9 protein-coding genes are annotated in these 17,312 nt (G+C 60.1%); 2 read left to right on the top strand and 7 right to left on the bottom strand.

The features are described from left to right. Positions 1 to 364 precede the first annotated feature (364 nt). The 5 genes from GRAN_RS02420 to GRAN_RS02400 all read right to left on the bottom strand — a co-directional run bounded on the left by GRAN_RS02420 (position 365) and on the right by GRAN_RS02400 (position 10,010). A complete protein-coding gene (locus tag GRAN_RS02420) occupies positions 365 to 1,876 on the bottom strand; it encodes a hypothetical protein (protein ID WP_128911415.1) in 1,512 nt (503 codons plus the stop codon). A 39-nt stretch (positions 1,877 to 1,915) separates the two neighbouring features. Next, positions 1,916 to 2,728 (bottom strand): hypothetical protein, encoded by an 813-nt coding sequence (locus GRAN_RS02415; protein WP_241654293.1) that lies wholly within the window; start codon positions 2,726 to 2,728, stop codon positions 1,916 to 1,918. A gap of 88 nt (positions 2,729 to 2,816) precedes the next feature. Next, positions 2,817 to 4,097 (bottom strand): hypothetical protein, encoded by a 1,281-nt coding sequence (locus GRAN_RS02410; RefSeq protein WP_192897968.1) that lies wholly within the window; start codon positions 4,095 to 4,097, stop codon positions 2,817 to 2,819. A 59-nt stretch (positions 4,098 to 4,156) separates the two neighbouring features. Beyond that, the gene (treS, locus tag GRAN_RS02405) at positions 4,157 to 7,798 is read right to left on the bottom strand and encodes a maltose alpha-D-glucosyltransferase (RefSeq protein WP_128911414.1); all 3,642 of its coding nucleotides are present in this window, start codon (positions 7,796 to 7,798) and stop codon (positions 4,157 to 4,159) included. A gap of 178 nt (positions 7,799 to 7,976) precedes the next feature. Then, entirely contained in the window at positions 7,977 to 10,010 is a 2,034-nt protein-coding gene (locus GRAN_RS02400) for an alpha-1,4-glucan--maltose-1-phosphate maltosyltransferase (RefSeq protein WP_128911413.1), read from the bottom strand. A gap of 284 nt (positions 10,011 to 10,294) precedes the next feature. On the opposite strand from GRAN_RS02400, the gene GRAN_RS02395 reads away from it, so the two are divergent. Both GRAN_RS02395 and GRAN_RS02390 read left to right on the top strand, forming a co-directional pair. Next, the gene (locus GRAN_RS02395; RefSeq protein ID WP_241654292.1) at positions 10,295 to 12,139 is read left to right on the top strand and encodes a glycoside hydrolase family 15 protein; all 1,845 of its coding nucleotides are present in this window, start codon (positions 10,295 to 10,297) and stop codon (positions 12,137 to 12,139) included. A gap of 170 nt (positions 12,140 to 12,309) precedes the next feature. Beyond that, entirely contained in the window at positions 12,310 to 12,726 is a 417-nt protein-coding gene (locus GRAN_RS02390) for an HNH endonuclease (RefSeq protein WP_241654291.1), read from the top strand. Between the two features lie 58 nt (positions 12,727 to 12,784). On the opposite strand, the gene GRAN_RS02385 is transcribed toward GRAN_RS02390, so the two are convergent. Together GRAN_RS02385 and GRAN_RS02380 are read right to left on the bottom strand one after the other, a co-directional pair. Beyond that, a complete protein-coding gene (locus GRAN_RS02385; RefSeq protein ID WP_241654290.1) occupies positions 12,785 to 15,796 on the bottom strand; it encodes a TonB-dependent receptor in 3,012 nt (1,003 codons plus the stop codon). Between the two features lie 71 nt (positions 15,797 to 15,867). Beyond that, positions 15,868 to 17,166 carry a copper-binding protein gene (locus GRAN_RS02380; protein WP_241654289.1) on the bottom strand — a complete coding sequence of 433 codons (1,299 nt, stop codon included), beginning with the start codon at positions 17,164 to 17,166 and terminating at the stop codon, positions 15,868 to 15,870. Positions 17,167 to 17,312: the final 146 nt, after the last annotated feature.

The following is a 17,312-nucleotide window of genomic DNA, read 5'->3' as shown; positions in this document are numbered from 1 at the left end:
CAAAGGAATTCACCTGCTCCATGACGCGGTACACATCACGTCCGGCACATTCTTATCAAGAGCGGTTCAATCCGCACTTCGTCACTAACCTGCGAAACGCTTTCTTGCTCTTGCATGGTTTATCGGTCGAGTCGTCGCCGACTCGAGCCGTTCTCACGGACAGAACCCGAAATGCGTCGCGTACGAACAACAAATGATTCCAAACTCTCTTTCGAGTGCATGCCCAGCATCGCCTCATCCCACGCTCCAGACCATCCCACTTTGGCTCACAGGGCAAACTTAAGTGTGATTTTCAGAAAGGGAGGTTCGGACAACTGCGATTGCTACTGACCTGGGAGACCAGCCGCGCGAAGGGGAGGGGGCACTATTTCTGCGTAAGTGTCACTCCGGCAGGAAGTGTCTTCGCGAAAGCCCTCACCTCTTCGCGCAGCACCGGTGTCCCGTCGGTCGTGCTGCTGTAGAAGCTCACGCATCCTTCGCCGATCGACACGGGAGGATCGGCTTCGCACATTCTTCCGAGCTCCGTCCACGAGTCGGGTACATCATCGAACCACTCCGGATACATCATCACAAGTGCCACCCCGCGCCGCTTCACGAATCGGTCTAACCACGCGGTCGTCTTATCGTCTTGCTGTGCCGCCTGGAGAGAGGCGAGCCCGTAGATATCCAGCACGTATGAGCCCGGCCGCCGCTCGAAGCTCACCAGCCCAAGATCGTTGACCGCATAGTCTCCACGATAGAAGCCGGTGACAAACCGGTGCATCTGGTACTGCTGCCGATAGATCCCGCTCGAAGCACCGACCGTCCTCGCCGTCCCGATCATGCTGAACGTCGCCGCACCCACCACAAGCGACACATGCCAGAAGCGGAACCCCTCACACCGCGCAAGCATGTGCATGCAGATCAGTGTCAGGAAGATTACCGCGTACACCTCATAGCGGTAGAGCCATCCGAATCTGCCGATCAGAAGTTGCAGTGCCGCCAGCATCGCCGACCCGCCGAGCACAAACCGCTGCGCCCGCGCGCGCGAGCGGATCGTCATGTAGGTCAGCACCAGAAAGAGCACGAGCACCGGATATCGCTCCGGGTCCTTCACCGCCTGCAGAACGCACGTTTCGAAGGCTATCCGTATTCGAACCCCAAGGTCCGAGACCTCCGACACATCTCCCTTGACCAGAACCGAAAGCGGCAGAGCAGGAAGTCCAAGCTGTTTTAGGAAAACGGAAAAGGCTATCAGTGGGGCCATCGCGAGTCCGCCCACAGCAAACGACGCCTTCCACCTTTTCATCCCCACAAGCCCAACACACACGGCGAGCGTCAGTGCCACATCCTCATACCGAACTATCGGCGCCACCACCGCGGCCGCGAGGCTCCAACCCGGAAGCTCCCCTCCATCCAGAACCTCCAGCAGACCCGATGCGCAGGCGATCGCCAGCATGACCTGTAGCGTATGTTCCATCCCAATGATGGTCAGGCTCGGAAGATCCGCAGCCAGCACGAGCGCCGCCCCTGTGATCGCCCTCTGCCACCACGCCATCCGCCATCCAGAAACGACACGCCCAAGCAAAAGTGCAGCAACGCAGCCGAACAAGAGATTCAATGCCAGCGGAACGAACACATGGACGGGAGTTTCGGCGAAGGGAACTAGAAGAAAGGGCCAGACGATGCTCGAAGACGGCGACGAAAACTCGCCCGCATTGATCCCATAATGCCCGTGCGCGAGGTTCTCCGCCATCGCCAGATGAATATAGGGATCATCCAGTGCATAGACGAAGTGCCCGTGAGTTGTGGCCAGCACCCCCGCCACGAGCACCACTACGAGGACCAAATAAAAGGCAACGGGAACCAGCGCAAGTCGTCGTTCGGACAGCGTCATAGGCAGGGCGCCACGGTCCACCTATCGTAACGCCCGCGGTCAGAAATGCCGCAGTGTCTCGCCGGTCTCTACCCCGGACAGAGGTTCCATCGGATCCCGCTGCGTTAGCAGGTCAGACCGGTCGATGCTCTTCTCGATCGACCGCGATACCAGGTCCCTGGACCCAAGCCCTATCGCGAGCGACAGCGTCAACACGATGCCGCCAAACAGGATGCCGAACGCCAGTTCGACGATCGTTCCGCCGATTTGGAGATGATCAAGAACCATCGCGCCGGTAAGCACGAGAACAAGCCACTTCACACCGCCCGAGAGGAAGCGCGCGTACTGAAGCTTCTGGTTTACGGCTCCAATGAGCACGGACCGCGCCAGGAACCGCGCAATGAGGTTCCCGACGACCAGCAGAAGAATCGCCCCGACCGAACGAGTCAGGTAAGGCAGAAATACATAGGGCGTCTGCGAGTCCGATGAGTACGAGGCGCTGAAAGCCGAGATCCCGATCACCAGCCCAAGCAGCACGCACCCCCAGAGTACGGTTCGCGAGGCCAGGAGGGTAGGCGAGTGCGAGGGAGACCAATCCGCAATCCCCGATGATTGGTTCGACGCCAGCCGGTCGTCGAATCGGACGGAGGTCAGTATCCGCTTCACGATCACGCTCAGCGCTAACCCGATCAGCGTCAACACAATGACAGCGAGCAGAAGCGCGAGGAAGCCCGGCAGAATACTGATCAGCAACGACAACACACGCAGGACCGACTGGTGCAGGGCATCGCCCATGTTGTGCCAGATCGACGGGCTCTCCGAATACATGGGCTGGAAATTCTGAAGGGGCTGGTCGGGTTGGAGTAGACGCATGGGTTTCTCCTCTTACTTGTCCACTGATGCAGGGACATTGCTTAAGTCAAAAATTCAAAGGTGGAGCGAGCGAAGGCTATCGCAGAAGCTACGGATTGAAGCGATCCGGCCACCGCCACCGCGACACAAGATACGGCTTGTCCGCCTCGAATGCTGCGGCTACCGACTCGATATGCCTCTCGGCCGCCGCCGCATCCGTCGCCTGCTGCACATGGGATGCGACCCAGGCTAGGTATAGTGGCGTCAACGCGCCCAGCAAATGTCCGCGATTGAGCGTCCGAAGCCGATACGCCAAAATGAAATCAAAGATAACCCGCGCCCAGAGCGCATCCGGCATGCGGAATGATGCAGCCGGCGTCACCGAGAGTCTCTTGAGCCCGAGCAGCGAGTTCGGCGGGAGTACAAGCGACCAGATCTCCATCAGGTTCGAATACCCGATACGGAAGCTCTCAAGCATAGGCGTGATATCCGGCGGCTGGTCGCCCGAGTGTTCCGGCGATTGCGGCAGCGTCGCCCGCGCCTGAGTCGTGCGAACTCTCTGCCACAAGGCCGCTTTCGCATCCGCATCCGCGAACAGCGATCCCGCCACTCTCGCCAACACCGTGTTCAGATCCGTTCCACCTGGCTGAGGAAGAGTCCGCACAACACCAGGCACCTCCGAGATGTTGAATCCCGCCGCGGCTGCCTCGGCCACCGGCCAGAGCAGAGCATCCGTCTGATTGATCGCCGTAAAACGCTGCGCCGCAGTCGCCAGTCTCTCGGCCATCCGGAGCGACAGCCCGAGGTCAATCGCCAGCGGAAACCGGGGCTTCGTCCCAAAGAGCGAGCGCGTTACCGGGTACAGGATCGCTGCATTCACCAAGGCATCGCGCGGGCCAACAACATAGCCGGGGCTGGCGAGGTCCGCCCCATTGTCCACCACGTCGACCATCGCCCGCAGGGTCTCCGGTGTGATCTTTCCGGATTCCGCTCCAAGCATCAGCACCGAAGTGGCGCCATGGTCCTTCGCGATTTTGTAAGCATTGAAGTAATCAGGAGCGGTCAGGACCCAGGAACTCGGCGAGTTCACGGTCGCGGTGTATGGAATGATGCGAAGGTTCTCGTTTTCCCTCCCGGTCGCACCGTAGCTCTCAGCCGTTGCGCCAGGTTTCTCTGCCTGATTGTCCGGAGAAGCATCCGGCGTCGCAACCAGCAACGTCTCCCGGGGGAAGGCGGCCGATAGGTTCGCAAGAGTGGCCTGCAACCCGTCATGATCGAGTGGAGAAAGACTAACGAGGAGCGAGCCCTGGGTCGTGGCAGCAGACGCACTCCCCGCCGGAGCATCGGAGGAGGTCGCGGATTGGGTGGTAAAGGTATCGGCTGTGGCCATCGGTGTGCAGCTTTCTTAATCTTCGACGAAGTTGGTTGAAGCGTCCCGGAAGCCCGGGTCTAGTGGGACAGCGCAAGGATACCCGCGAGCGGAATTCGAACCCAAGCCGGGCGGTTGTTCAATTCATACAGCAGTTCATACAAAGCCTTCTCGAGCAGGAAAGCCTCCAGCAGCTTCTGCGCCTGCACCGCATCAGGCATAAGCGCTGAGTTAGCGGAAATGCTAGTCTGCCACGCCTTCAGGAACTCGGTCGAGATCGCATTCTGCCAGAGCCGTGCCCACGGCTCGAGCGATCGTCCTCCACGTCCGGAATCGGGATGTCTCTGGCTGTAGGCCTCAAGCCCTGCGGCAGCGGCGTAGCTGAAGGAACGCAGCATGCCCGCGACATCCCGCAGCGGAGACTGCTTCGCCCGCCGCTCTTCGAGGGAACGTGCCGGCTCCCCTTCAAAGTCCAGGATGACCACATCGCCCTTGGCCCGAAGCACCTGCCCAAGGTGGTAGTCGCCATGAATGCGAATCCTCTGCCCCGAGAGCTCGGGAGATGTACCCGTAATTGCATGCGCCCGGGCAAACAGATCGATTCTGCGGCTCAGCACAAGTGCCGCCGCATCCGCCGTCAGATCCATCAGTCCTGACATTCCCCGCTTCAGCGCATCCAGGGTGTGATTGATCTGTGCATCAACCCGCCAAGCATCCCGTTCGAGATCTTTGGCAGTGAACGGCTCCGCCGCGAACGCCGGGTCATCGGTAGGAGTGGCAAGTGCAAGATGCATCTCCGCCGTCCGACGCCCAAGCTGGGCTGCCATCCCGAGATACATCCCGACATGCTCTCGCGCTTGGTGTGACATCTCAGCCGGTTCCGTCAGAGTTGCTGCCTTAACCTCTGCCGGAAGCGCGGCGGTAGCCGTCGCCTCAAAGTAACGGCCAAGCTCTTCAAGCGTGAACTCCCAACCATCGCCCTCGTTCTGAACGAGTCCCTGCAGCATGCCGATCGTGGTTGCCTCACCGTTCGGGCGCTTCAGAATAATCTCGCCTAGAAAGGGCGCGATCTGCGGGAAGTGAGCCACCTCCGTAAGGAAACGCCCAATCTCCGTATCCGGGTTCTCACCCGGCTGTAGCCTGCGGAACAGTTTAAGGATCAAAGACTTTCCATAAAGAATAGAAGTATTCGACTGCTCCGCAGATCCTGTCCGCGCGCCCAACTCGCCTTTCCCCCGCGCTTTTTCGAACGCGGACCCATGAGTCCCATTGATTGAGCCGTCAACCTCCAGCGAAGCCTTCGTCTTCGGGAAGACTTCATGGGGTCGCAAATGAACTGGCTCCCCCTTTGTCGCCGGTCCCGTCGTCGCCTCCTCTGGATGTCCGAGCAGCGCCTCTGCTTCTCCGGAGGAGAGCGCCTCGGTCGCCGTATGACCCGTGCTTGCTGCACTCAGCGTCGCAGCGACGTCCAGAGCCGCCAGCCCAACCGTGGTGAGAGGCTCGCTCCCGCTAGTTTCAATCAGCCGCAGCAGGCCCTGACGAAAATCCTCGCGCGTCGTCGCATCGTGCAGAAGCGCTGGCCCGACAGGCGTTGAAAAACTCGCCAGAATCGACCCTGGCGAATTTGTCCGGATTGCTTCAGCTTCAGCTCCGGTCGTAAAAGCAAGCGGAACCTGGTACAGATCCCACTCTCCGGCATTCACGGCCGAATCCTGGTGCTTCGATCCCTGGTAGCAGACTCTTAGGAAAAACAGCGCCCCGCCAAGCGTGCCTTTCGTCGGCGTGCTCACCATCGACACATCAAGCAAATGGCCTTCCGAATGGCTTGCCGGAGTTCGAAGCTCCGCCCAATCCACCACCGTTACCGACTCGATCGTCCGCGACTTCGCCCCGAACCATCTCTGCCTCGGGAGATATCCCGGAAGCGCCTTCTGCAGCAATTCGAGCCCGTGTCCCGCGATCAGCGCAGGCCAGCCTTTCGTCAGCAGGTCGAGCGCTGCCTCCTCGTTCTCGTCGATTGCATCCAGCGGCTGATCGACAGGCTCTTCTATCTTCACCGGGCCCGCCTGCAACTCCAGCCAAAGGAAGGAATAGGGCGCAATCGTCAGCGGATACGGCCCGCTCGTGATCGTCGGGAACGGCACATATCCAAGCATCTCCACCGGATGCATCCCGGCAAACCGCCCAAGGTCGAGCGAAACCGGTTGCGCGAAGCGCGAAAGGTTAGCGACACACAGTACCGTCTCCCTCGCCACCCCGCCGTCATAGTCCCGGATATACGCCAGGATTTTCCGGTTCTCCGGATGCAGGAACTCGAGCGTCCCCCGTCCAAACACCTGGAACAGCTTCCGCAGCGCGATCATATTGCGAGTCCAGTGCAGCAGCGACGACTGATCGCTCAGCTGCGCTTCCACGTTGATCGCCTGGTATCCCCAAATGGGGTCCATGATCACGGGGAAGTAGAGCCGCGCCGGAACCGCCGTCGAAAACCCAGCGTTCCGATCCGAGTTCCACTGCATGGGCGTGCGCACACCGTTCCGGTCGCCGAGATAGATGTTGTCGCCCATCCCGATCTCGTCGCCGTAGTACATGATCGGTGTACCGGGAAAGCTCAGCAGAAGCGAGTTCAGCAGCTCGATCCGTCGCCTGTTATTGTCGACAAGCGGAGCCAGCCGCCGCCGGATTCCGACATTGATCCTCATGCGCGGATCGGCCGAGTACGCAAGATACATATAGTCGCGTTCGTCGTCCGTCACCATCTCGAGCGTCAACTCGTCATGATTGCGAAGGAACAGCCCCCACTGGCAGTTCGCCGGGATATCCGGCGTCTGCGCCATGATGTCCGTAATCGGAAGGCGATCCTCCTGCCGTAGCGCCATATAGATGCGCGGCATCAGGGGAAAGTGGAACGCCATGTGGCACTCGTCGCCATCGCCAAAGTACGGCCGTACATCCGCCGGCCACATGTTTGCCTCGGCCAGAATCGTCCTGCCTTCGTACTCGGCATCGATGACGGCGCGAATCTCTTTGATCTTGACGTGCGTATCCGGCACGTTCTCGCAGTTCGTCCCATCCCGCTCGACAAGGTACGGAATTGCATCCAGCCGTAGCGCGTCCACGCCCATATCCAGCCAGAAGCGCATCGCCGTCAGAACTTCTTCCATCACGCGAGGATTGTCGAAGTTCAAGTCCGGCTGATGCGAAAAGAAGCGGTGCCAGTAGAACTGCTGCGCCGTCTCATCCCACGTCCAGTTCGACTTCTCCGTGTCGGTAAAGATGATGCGCACGCCCGGATACTTCTCCGCCGTATCTGACCACACGTACATTTCGCGCTCCGGCGAACCAGGTGGCGCAAGCCGAGCCGCTTGAAACCACGGGTGCACGTCGGAGGTGTGGTTGATGACCAGTTCGATCATGACCTGCATTCCACGCTGGTGCGCCGCGTCGAGAAAGAGCTTGAAATCGTTCAGAGTCCCATACGAGGGATTCACATCGACATAATTGGCAATGTCATACCCATCGTCGCGCAGCGGGGAAGGGAAGAACGGCAGCAGCCAGATGCAAGTTACCCCAAGATCCTGCAGGTAGTCGAGCCTCGAAAGCAGCCCTCCAAAGTCGCCGATGCCATCCCCGTTCGAGTCCATGAAGGCTCGCACGTGCAGTTCGTAGATGACCGCGTCCTTGAACCAAAGTGGATCGGTAGCGCTTCCGGCTTTCTTCACTCGTCGCAACTCCAGAGTTCTTCCAGCCACCTGCGCGGGCGCCAATAATCAGCTTGGTGCAAGTAGCCTTGCTAAGGGCACAACTTCATTCGTGCGATAGAGCCTTACCAAAACCGGGCTTCAAACCCTGAGGTATACATCCGCCCCAGGGTACTTCTCTCTGTCTGATGCAAGACTTCTAGGCCGGACTACCCTGCTTGGTCACGCGAAATACATGAGCCGGAAGCACCTCTGGCCGCAGCGCCACGTAGTTGCTCCGGTCCGCCCACTGATAGTGGTTCCCCGTCAGCAGATCTTCCACGTCGAAGCTCTGCCCATGCGGAATGTGCAGCGCCTTCAGGTCGAGGTCGATCCATCCCGCTTGCTCTTGGGAGTAGTCGAGGTTGATCGCGACGAGAATGACGTTCTCCTGGCCATCCTCACCCATATGTGTCTTGCTATAGCACAGGATGTTCGGGTTATCGGCCGGGTGGAACTGCAGGGAATCGTTGCTTTGCAGCGCGGGGTTCGTTCGCCGAATCTGGTTCACCTTCGTAATCAACGGGGCGATCGAGTGGCTCGCCTTCCGGTCCCAAACCCGAGCCTCATACTTCTCGCTATTCAGATACTCTTCGCTGACGGCCTTCGCCGGTGTGTTCTCGCCAAGCTCGTACGCCGGTCCGTAGATACCGTAGTTGGCGCCAAGCGTCGCCGCGAGGATCAGCCTCTGCATAAATGCGGGTCGTCCACCCTTCTGCAAAAAATCATGCAGGATATCGGGCGTGTTAGGCCACAGATTCGGCTGAAAGAAGTCGGTAACAGGAGGCTTGGTAATCTCTTCGAGATAAGCCTGCAGCTCCGCCTTCGTGTTCCGCCAGGTGAAGTAGGTGTACGACTGCGTGAACCCACCCTTCGCCAGCGAATACATCACATGGGGCCGTGTAAATGCCTCGGCCAGAAAAAGCACGTCCGGATGATCCTCGTGGATCGCCGCAATGCACCACTCCCAGAAGGGAAGCGCCTTGGTATGCGGATTATCCACGCGGAAGATCTTCACATCCCGATCCACCCAGAACTTGAACACCTGGTAGAGCTCTTCCCACAACCCCCGCCAGTCCACCGACTCGAAGTCCAGCGGATAAATATCCTGGTACTTCTTCGGCGGATTCTCCGCATACTGAATCGACCCATCCGGACGATGCTTGAACCACGTCGGATGATCGATCACCCACGGATGATCCGGCGAGGCCTGGAACGCAATATCCATCGCCACTTCCATGCCGTACTTGCGCGTCTCCTTCACAAGGTGAGCAAAGGTCGCAAGCGTCCCCAACTCTGGATGAATCGATTTGTGGCCCCCCTCGACTCCCGGACTCTTTGCCGCACCGATCGCCCACGGGCTTCCAGCGTCTCCCGGCTGCGCCACCACGTTATTGTTCGGCCCCTTGCGGTAAGCAACCCCGATCGGATGAACCGGAGGCATGTACAGCACATCGAAACCCATCGCCGCAATCTCCGGAAGCAGCGCCTCGACATCCGCAAACGTGCCACGGCGTGCGGGGTCGGTCGACGCCGAACGAGGAAACAACTCGTACCAGGTCGAGTAACGTGCTCGCTCCCGATCGACCCACAGCGGCAGCTCCCGCTCGAACTTCGTCGCCAGTGTTAAGTCCGGATACCGTGCCGCGAGTTCCATGATCTCTGGCGTAATTGGATTTTCGTAGAAACTAGCCTTCTGATCCGCCATCCACCGCAGCGACAGCACCACCTCGGTTAGGTGTCGTGCGTCCGGGCCCTTCGCCCGACCTGCGATTTCTTCCAGCAGAAGCGCACCGGTCTGCAAAGCCAACGGAATATCCTGCACGATCGCATTCGGATCTGGCTTATAGGGATCCGCCTGCGCCGCCAGCCTCTTCTTCAGATCCGAACACCAGGTGTCAAAGTGATCCACCCACCCCTGCACCGTGAACGACCACTTGCCGAGTTGATCGACCGTCCAGCCCGCCGACCACACGTCATTTCCCAGGTCGACCATCTTCACCGAACGCCATCGCCGCTCCGACTCATGTCGGTATAGCAAACGCGCTGCCACGTGATCGTGCCCGTCACCGAACACCGCAGCCGAAACTGTCACTACGTCGCCAACAATACGGCACGCCGGGTACCGTCCGCAGTCCACCTGCGGCGCGACCTGCTCAATGACGACCCTCTTACGACCCTCTACCGGTTTCATATCGTCCAGTTACCTGCGAACTTTCTTCGCGACATCGTGCGCATTTCGGTCAACACAAGGCATGTCCTGCATCCAACAGGCAGGGAGCCCACGAGGGACGAGAAAGAGAAATCTTCCAGAGAGTGCTCTTACATATGAACAGATGCAAGCCGGATGACCTCGGTTGTCGAAGGTTGACCGCTATCGCGATACTTGCATCCAACCCCCGAAGACGGCACCGCAATCTAAAGGGAAACAAGATCAGAGGCGCAGTGCCCGAAAGAAACGAAGCTCAGCAACTACCCTTGCACGCTGCACGGATTGAAGACTACTCCCTTTTGGCCGACGGAGAGACTGCCGCGGTTCTCTCTCGTGACGGATCGATCGACTGGCTTTGCTGGCCCAACTTTGCCTCCGGGGCCTGTTTCGCGGCCCTCCTCGGCACCAAGGACCACGGCTACTGGAAGATCGCCCCGAAAGCCGAGATCACCAGCTGTTCCCGGTCGTATCGGCTTGGCACCCTGATCGTCGAGACCACCTTCGCAACCGTCGAAGGCGTCATCATGCTCATCGACTTCATGCCGCCCGTTGACCCGAAGAGGAAGGGGCCGGCCTACTCGAGCATCGTTCGCGTGGTACGCGCCCTCCGCGGCACCGTCGATCTCAAAAGCGATCTCACGATCCGCTTCGACTATGGCCGAACCATTCCCTGGGTCACATGCGAGCCAGGTCATCATGGCCAGTCGGACATCCTTCATGCTATCGCCGGCTCGGACACAGTGATCCTCCGGAGCGGAGCCACCAACGGCGTCACTCTGCCAAATAAAGGAAAGGATCTCTCCACCGTCACCGAGTTCAGTCTGCCTGAAGGCGAGACGGCCTGGTTTATTCTCACCTACCTTTCTGCATTCGCCGACGCCCCGCCCCCCATCGACGTCGAGCGCGAGCTCCAGCGAACCGAATCCTTCTGGAAAGACTGGTCCTCAGTCAACACCTATCGCGGCGCCTACACCGCTATCGTCGAACGGTCTCTCCTCACTCTCAAAGCGCTCACCTACGCGCGTTCCGGTGGTATTGTCGCGGCTCCCACCGCTTCGCTACCCGAAAAGATCGGCGGCGAACGCAACTGGGATTACCGCTTCTGCTGGCTGCGCGATACCTCCTTCACCCTTCTCGTTCTCCTCGGCGCCGGTTATCAGGAGGAGGCGCGCGCATGGCGCCTGTGGCTCCTTCGCGCCATTGCCGGCTCGCCCTCGCAGATTCAGACCATGTACGGCATTAATGGCGATCGCCAAATCCCCGAATGGAATGCTTCTTGGCTGCCGGGATACGAGCACTCCCGACCAGTGAACATCGGAAACGGGGCTGTCGACCAGTTTCAGCTCGACGTCTTCGGTGAGGTCGCCGCAGCCCTATCGCGTATGCCCCAGGCCGAAGACGATCTCCGTATTCCGGCCGGAGCTCTTCACGCCCGTCTCACCGACCACGTCTGCGACATCTGGCGCGAGCCCGACGATGGCATCTGGGAGACACGCGGAGGCCGCAAGCACTTCACCTACTCCAAGGTTTCCGCATGGGCAGCCCTCGATCGCGCCATCAAACTCGCCGAACACGCCGATATCGGGGACTATCCGGACGTCGACCTTCCGCGCTGGCGCAGTCTCCGCGACGAGATCCACGCCGAGGTCTGTGAGCGCGCTTTCAGCAAGAAGCTCAACAGCTTTACCCAGTCCTACGACTCCGAAGAGTTGGACGCCTCCTGCCTGCGCCTCGTCATGGTCGGCTTCCTGCCGCCGGAAGACCCACGCATGATCGGCACTGTCGAGGCCATCGAGAAGAACCTCACCAGCGACGGCTTCGTGCTCCGCTACCGCACCGAAACCGGCGAAGACGGTCTCCCCGCCGGCGAAGGAGCCTTCCTCGCCTGCAGCTTCTGGCTCGTCAGTAACCTTCATCTGATCGGTCGTAAAGACGACGCCAAGGCTCTCTTCGAACGCCTCATCGCTCTAGCCAACGACGTGGGCCTGCTGAGCGAAGAGTACGACCCGCAGGCCAAACGCATGCTGGGAAACTTTCCCCAGGCCTTATCCCACATCGCCCTGGTCCACGCCGCCGTCACCATTGCCGATCAGTGGAAACCCCAGCATTGATCCAGGAAGACCCCGAACCTACCCCACCACTCCCAATCCGCTCCCACGGCTCGTATCTTTAACCGTAGATGCCCCCCACTCGCACCATGCCAGGCGGCCGTCTCCACCGAGCCGCACTTCCTCTCGGCCCGAACAATCTCCCGCTCTGCCGCTGGTGCGACCTTGAGATCTTGAATAAACGCCGCCGCACCTTCTGTTCGGACTACTGCGTTCACCAGTGGCGCCTGCGCACCGACCCTGGCTACCTCCGCGATCAGGTGTTCGCTCGGGACAGAGGCGTCTGCGCTCTCTGCCAGGCTGACACAATCGCCATCTATAACGCGCTCAGGCGCGCCCGAGGGCCGAATCGTAAAGCTGGCCTCTGCCTCTACGGCCTCGCCACCATCCACGCTCGCCGCTCCCTGTGGGATGCCGACCACATTCTCCCGGTCGCCGAAGGCGGTGGCCAATGCGACCTCGACAACCTCCGGACACTCTGCCTGCCCTGTCATCGCGAAGTCACCGCAAGCCTCCGCCTGCGTCGCCGCACCACTCACTCCACGGCAAGCCGGGCTCTTCCCTCGATTACTCTCCTTCGCAAACCCTGACTGAAAAAGAAGAAGGCCGCACCCAGAGGCACGGCCTTCTTCATCCCTCACGGCTAAGTTAGAAGTTGAATGTAGCCTGCAGCGTAATTCGTCGCACCGCCGACCCCGAAGCGAACGGTCCGCTCGCAATGTTGATCGACTGCCCGAACTTCGTGCTGCTCAACTGCCCGACTGGCGTTCCATACGGAATCACGTTGAAGATGTTCGAGCCTTGCGCACCGAACGTCAGGTTGTACTTGCGGCCGGAGTTGCCGCCACCACCACCAAACGGTCCGCCGCCACCACCGCCGCCACGTCCACCGCCTCCGCCACCACCACCCGGCCCGCCACGCCCGCCACCGCCCGGTCCGCCACGTCCACCGGGGCCAGGTCCGCCACCCTGGGCAGCCGCCGCTTCAGCAGCCTTCGCCGCATCCGTCTTCGGACCGAATCCGAACGTCCTCGCGATTCTCAGGTTGAACGTGAATACGCTCGGAGCGGTGCAGTAGTTGATCGGAATCGGGGTATACGACGCGCCCGTCGTCGGAATCGTGAAGCTGTTGGCATTCGTGCAGCTCGCCGTCGCTCCGGTCTTGAATGCCGGCCGATCGTTATAGACGGAGTCCCCGTTGATATCCGTTCCTGTCAGAATGTTGTAAGGCGCTCCACCCTGGAAGATCATGAACGGAGAGAGTGAGATCTTGTACTTCAGTGTGCCGTTCCCGCCAAGCACCGCGAAGTTCCTGCGGTTGAACGACGCACGCCCATAGTCCTGGCGCGGATTGTCAGGATTGCTCAGGAAGCTGGTCGCTCCGCCCGTGTCCGCGCTCGCAAAGCTTAGCGAATAGAACCCAAACACCGTGAAGTTCTTTCCGCGCAGGTTGATGTTCGACGTCAACTGATTCTGGTTGTACACGCCGCCTGAGGCGAACTGGTAATCGTAGTTTGTCGCCGTCGGCAGCGAGCGCGAGAAGAACTGATGCTGGCCTTCTGTGTGCAGGTAGTTCACCGAGACCGTCGCCGACCGTCCAAGCTGCTGATCTACGCCAGCCCCAAACTCCATGTTGTACGAACTGCGCAGATCCGGCGCCAATGTATAGATGTTGTTCTTCGAGACCACCGTCGCGCTCGCGCAGCTGGACGTCGCACCCGGCTGGCAGTTAGCCCCTGGGTTCAGCAACGTAGCCGTCACCTGGTTCGTTCCGTTGTTCTGCACCGTAGACAGGATATTTGCCAGCGTAAATCGGTCATAGAAGATACCGAATCCGCCGCGCAGTACCGTCACCGGGTTGCCCTTCTTGCGTGGAATGCCGAACGAGATCGAGACGCGCGGCGCAAGGTCATGCGCGCTGCTGATCTTCGTCTGAGCTTCATATCGCAACCCATAACTGATCGAGAGGTTCGACCTCGGCTTCCAATCATCCTCGAGGTACAGTCCCACGTCGGTGCTATTCGTATTGATGGTCGGCTGGTTGATCGTCGTAATGTTGTACTGACTGGCCAATCCGCACTGATACGACGAGTAGTAGCTCCCGCCGTTTGCCGTCAGGTTTGCGGACGAGCAGATGTCCGTGCTGTTCGCGCACGTCTTCGTCGCCGCAGTCGATCCCTGCGTCACGCAAGGGTCGAGCAGGAAGCTATAAGTGAAGGTTCCATTCGAGCCCGCGTTCGAGGTCAGAGTTTCGCTGTTGTAGCGCACACGACCGCCGAACCGGATGAAGTTCTTCGCCAGCGCGATCGATGTGTAATTCTGCCCCTCGATATGGCTTCCCGTCGAGTTCGACGTTCCCAGGCTCGAGCCACCGCCTGCAAAGTTACCCTGCACCGTGAGGTTAGGCAGCGTCGATACCGGAGACTGGTTCGTTGTCGTGTGCTGATACTCGAATCGCGTCTCGTTCACGATCTTGGGGCTCACGATCTGCGAGTCGCTGATCTGCAGCGTCGACTCCGAACTCCCGTCGTTATACGCCGTGCTCGGTAGGGAAGTCGTGCCAAGCCCATCGTTCATCGTTTGGTTCTCTTCGTACTGATACCGGGCGGTTAGCGTGTTCTTCTCGCTCAACGCAAGGTCGATACGCGGGCTGATGTCCCAACGCGTCTTCGGTTGAAAGATCGCGCGCGCCGTTGTTGGATATCCAGTTGGAATCGCTGAGCAGGTCAGATCGCCCGGATTGCAAAGCGTCGTCGATGTCGCGGAAGAGGCATAGAAGCTCGTCGGATTCACGATCGCGTTGTCCTGGATCTGACGCCGCGAGCCCGAGAGCGTGAACGAAGCCTTATGACTCACCGGTCCCGTCAGCGACCCAAGAAAGAAGATCGTGTGATACGGACTCGCCACGTTCGTCGCTCCAAGGAACGGGTTCGACGTGTTGAAATTGTTGTCGTTGCCCTGGATGCTCGCGTTCCCGTGAAACTTATCCGTACCCGGCTTGGTGAACACCTCAACCCTGCCGAAGCCGATCTTGTCGTACTGTGCCGAGAACGGATTCTGGTTCACTCGAATCTCGCGAATTGACGACTTCGGTGGAAGCTGCCCACCCGTGAATCCGTCCACGTAAATCTGACCGCCATTCGGTCCCGCCGCGGGACCAGCCAGCGCCGTCAACTCGGAAGACAGTTCATCCGGATCGTCCGACAGCGCTTCCAGATCCTTGCCCTTAATCGTCGTCGAACTCGCATTCGAGTCCGCATCGACCGACACCTGCGCGGTATTTGCCGTCACCTGCACTACCTGCGACTGTTCCTGCAGGGTCATCTTGATGTCCTGCGTCAATGCTTGGCCTGCCGAAATCCGTAGCCCGAGCTTGGCAAAGGTGCCGAAACCCGTCGCCGTCACCGTCAGCGAATACGTCCCCGCCGGAACCGCCTTGAACGTATAGGTGCCGTCGCTCTGTGACGTCGACGTCAGCGCTTTGCCGCTGGTCGGCGTCAGGGTCACGACCGCTCCCGGAATCAACGCATCGTCTGGATCGACCACGTTCCCGTGTACGGTCGCGCCAGTCTGTTGGGCGTTCGCGCCGGGAGGCGCGAGAAACGGCGCCAGGATCATTAGAAGGCAAAGCATAAGGGTCGCGCGCAATCGAAAGGACATCCAATCTCCTGAAAAATCGTCAAAGTGTCTAAAAGTCTGCATGCCGCCGGTTAAGTGCGGCTGAACCGCCGTTACCGCCCGCCACCACCACCGCCGCCGCCTTCCGGCGCACCGCCCATGCTCCAAGGCGAGAGTGTCATCGCCGGGCTTCCGCTCGGAGTCGCCGCAAGAATCGGCTCAACCCCAGACAACATTGTCACCGCCGTCACCGAACCGGCTCCCGGCTGTGTCTGCGAGGCGACGATCATCACGGCATCGCCCGCTTTCAGGTCCGCCAGCTTCCCATCAGGAAGACGCGCCAGCATCTGCGAAAGATCCATCCCGGCGGAGCGTCCACCGCCAGAGCTGCCCGGTCCGTCCTCGCCGCCCGGACGCCGCCCGCCCTCTCCGCCCGCACCCGACGGTGCACCCGCCGAAGCCGAAGCTGGAGCTGCACCGCCGGGCTTGGCATCGCCACCGGCGCCTGCGGCCTTCGCCCGTGCTGCAAACCGAGCGGCGGCCTCCGGCGGAAGCTTCTTCACCTCGGAGTTGGCCGTGACCTTCACGACGACCGTCCTCTTCGTCGCCAGGTCCTTGATCGTCACGGTCCCAGCCGCACCGTCGATCGACGCTACCGTCCCTGCAATGTTGCGGAAGCTTCCGCTTACAACCTCTTCTGCCTGGATCGACGTCCCATCTTCGGATTTTGCGCCCCGCACTCTCACCTGGTCGCCCGGCTGGACTTGCGCCATGGTGCCAAGCTGCGCGTCTTCAAACTTCACCGAGTCGCCGGCGTACCGGCGAAATACCGTGGTGCCGCTCGTCATCACCTGCGTCTTCTTCGCGCCGTTCGAAACGGTGATCGTCCCGGTCCCCGCATCCACCGCGCTCACCAATCCACCCGACCCGCGCTTCTGCCAGTCCGCCTGTTCCGCCGCATGCTTCTCCGCGATATCGGTCGACTTCATGACGATCACACGCGACACCGTCATTGTATCCGGAGTGTCGCCGGCCTTACCCGTCACCAGAACCTTGTCCCCAACCGCGACATCCGTCACCTGAATCGTGGTCGCATCCTTAAGATCTTTGCTTCCGGGCGCAACCTGCAGAACCCGCACCTTATCGGATAGCGTCACTGCAACATCTTTGCCTGCGTCGGTCGAAAGCGTCAGGCTGCTTCCCGTAACAGCCTTTACCGTCCCACGCTGAGAGCTCGCTGTGGCCGCCGGTGCAGCGGCAGGGGTCTGCGCTCGAGCCGAGGCCAGAAACGCTCCCGGCGATAGAAGTGCCGCACCCAGCAGGAGAGAAGGAAGGAAGGAAAAGCAGCTAACCCGTTCCGTAGAGGCATAGAGAGCAGGCGCAGGGAGAGTGTCGTGGCACACGGGCAACATGTTGTATTCCTCGGAACGTACAGACGACGGATAAACCGTTCAAGATGCAGGCAACTCGCGGCGGTCATACTCTGCCGAGCCTGCAAGTGATACGAACCAGACACCTAAAAGTTTCTCGCCCAAGCAAAATTCGGACGGAAAACCAC

The sequence above is a fragment of the Granulicella sibirica genome (assembly GCF_004115155.1).
Classification (GTDB): domain Bacteria; phylum Acidobacteriota; class Terriglobia; order Terriglobales; family Acidobacteriaceae; genus Edaphobacter; species Edaphobacter sibiricus.
Note: the sequence above shows the minus strand (reverse complement) of the source record. Positions and strands in the feature narration are given on the sequence as shown.

Bases quoted from the DNA above. Each gene is read 5' to 3' on its own strand.
- GRAN_RS02420 (WP_128911415.1), bottom strand. From the start codon at position 1,876: ATGACGCTGTCCGAACGACGACTTGCGCTGGTTCCCGTTGCCTTTTAT.
- GRAN_RS02415 (WP_241654293.1), bottom strand. From the start codon at position 2,728: ATGCGTCTACTCCAACCCGACCAGCCCCTTCAGAATTTCCAGCCCATG.
- GRAN_RS02410 (WP_192897968.1), bottom strand. From the start codon at position 4,097: ATGGCCACAGCCGATACCTTTACCACCCAATCCGCGACCTCCTCCGAT.
- GRAN_RS02400 (WP_128911413.1), bottom strand. From the start codon at position 10,010: ATGAAACCGGTAGAGGGTCGTAAGAGGGTCGTCATTGAGCAGGTCGCG.
- GRAN_RS02385 (WP_241654290.1), bottom strand. From the start codon at position 15,796: ATGTCCTTTCGATTGCGCGCGACCCTTATGCTTTGCCTTCTAATGATC.
- GRAN_RS02380 (WP_241654289.1), bottom strand. From the start codon at position 17,166: ATGTTGCCCGTGTGCCACGACACTCTCCCTGCGCCTGCTCTCTATGCC.